Raw genomic sequence first — 1,890 nt, 5'->3', positions numbered from 1 at the left:
GCACACGGTTCATACCCGTGGTGTCGAGGGTTCGAATCCCCCTCTCGCTATTAGATGAGAAAGTACCGAATAGTCGGTACTTTTTTCTTTATAATAATTAGAAACTGTGGTATACTAACTATTCGGGTATTACCCTATGGAGGTACACATGAGAATAGGAATGGGATATGATGTCCATAAGCTGGTTGAAGATAGAAAATTAATATTAGGAGGAGTTGATATTCCATACGAAAAAGGTTTGTTAGGACATTCAGATGCAGATGTGGTAGTTCATGCCATAATGGATGCTCTGTTAGGAGCTGCAGCATTAGGGGATATAGGAAAGCATTTTCCCGATACGGATGACAGATATAAGGGAATATCAAGCATTAAACTTTTACATCACGTAGGGGAATTGTTAAGAGAGAATAATTTTAAGATTGGAAATATAGATGCAACAATAATTTGCCAGAAACCAAAGCTTGCACCTTTTAGGGATGAAATGGTAAAAAATGTTGCCAAAGCATTAAATATCGAAGAAAGCAGAGTATGTATTAAAGCCACAACTGAGGAAGGATTGGGATTTACAGGTGAAGGTCTTGGAATATCCTCACAGGCTATAGCTTTATTAGAAGAAGGTTTAAATGAAAACGTATAATTTAAAAACTATTAAAGTTGAAGATTATAAATTACTTGATAAATATTACAGAATGAGAAGACCTCAGGCAGCAGACAGCAATCTTTTGGATTTATATCTATGGGAGAATTGTTACCCTACTAAGTATTTTACTACCGACAAAGGACTTATGTGGGTGGCGAAAAGCGAGGATGGACAGTTTTATTCAGCCATTCCCTGTTGCAGAAATGAGGATTTAAGGGAGTGTTTTTTAGAAACTCAGGAGTATTTTAATAATTGCCTGAAAAAGAAACTGACTATGTATGTGGTGGATAAAGAGGCAGTGGAGATTCTTGATTTACCTAAGGATGAATACGTGGTAGTCCCTGATAGGACATATTTTGATTATATATATGATGCTGAAAAATTAAGAACTTTCAGCGGTAAAAAATATCATGGCAAGAAAAATCATTTAAATGCTTTTAAAAGGGATTATGAGGGACGATATGAGTTTAAAATATTAACTAAAAATAACGAAAAAGAGATTCTTGATTTTATTGATAAATGGAAAATAACCAAGGAGCATTCACAGGAGCATGAATTTATTGATAGTGAAGCAAAGGGTGTAAAGTTTTTATTGGATAATGAGGAATATCTGGATTATAAGATGGCAGGTGTCTACATTGATGGCGAATTAAAGGCGTTTACCATTGGAAATTATTATAAAGAAGAGGACATGGTGTATATACCGGTGGAAAAAGCCGACCATAACATAAGAGGATTGTATCAGTATATATGTAGCGAGTTTTTAAAGGAAGTTTTCCCCATGGCAGGAAAAGTAAACCGCGAGGATGATATGGGACTTGATGGACTAAGAAAGTCAAAGGAGTCATATAATCCTATATATATGATTGAAAAATATACTATAATTCAAAAATAAGAGAGAGTTATTAATATGATTAGATTGTTGGAAAGTTTTGAGAAACTAAATATCAGACCCCTTTATGAACATTGTTTCAGTGAGGATGGAAAAGAATTTACTGATTATTATTTTTCAAAGTGTCTGCCACATAATGAAGTGGTGGTAAATGAGCAGGATGGGAAAATTGTGTCTGCACTTCACCTTATCCCTAAAAATCTGGTTGTGGGTTCCCTTAAGACCAATGTAATGTATATATACGCAGTGGGGACATTTGCAGGCTACAGGAACAAAGGTTATATGCACGAAATCTTCAATGAAGTTTTAAAGAAAATGTACGAAAACATGGATGCATTTACTTATCTTATTCCATCAG

Annotated in this window: 3 protein-coding genes and 1 tRNA gene (2 of these 4 running past the window's edge); all 4 read left to right on the top strand. The window is 34.8% G+C overall.

Annotation, left to right across the window (positions count from 1 at the left end; translation table 11 throughout):
* Positions 1 to 50 (top strand) — tRNA-Met (locus tag Q5O30_RS08860); it begins 48 nt to the left of the window's first position.
* 98 nt (positions 51 to 148) lie between these two features.
* Positions 149 to 637, top strand: a complete 489-nt coding sequence (ispF, locus tag Q5O30_RS08855; RefSeq protein WP_021953395.1) for a 2-C-methyl-D-erythritol 2,4-cyclodiphosphate synthase — start codon at positions 149 to 151, stop codon at positions 635 to 637.
* Entirely contained in the window at positions 624 to 1,535 is a 912-nt protein-coding gene (locus Q5O30_RS08850; protein ID WP_021953394.1) for a DUF2156 domain-containing protein, read from the top strand. The genes ispF and Q5O30_RS08850 overlap by 14 nt, the downstream gene beginning before the upstream one ends.
* Positions 1,536 to 1,550: 15 nt before the next feature.
* On the top strand, positions 1,551 to 1,890 hold the 5' portion of the coding sequence (locus tag Q5O30_RS08845; RefSeq protein ID WP_021953393.1) for a GNAT family N-acetyltransferase. The gene runs 98 nt beyond the window's last position; the window shows 340 of its 438 coding nt (coding positions 1-340); its start codon is at positions 1,551 to 1,553; its stop codon lies off the right edge, out of view.

It is taken from the genome of Eubacterium sp. CAG:161 (assembly GCF_000432355.1).
Classification (GTDB): domain Bacteria; phylum Bacillota; class Clostridia; order Lachnospirales; family Lachnospiraceae; genus Eubacterium_G; species Eubacterium_G segne.
This window is presented reverse-complemented; position numbering and strand designations above follow the sequence as displayed.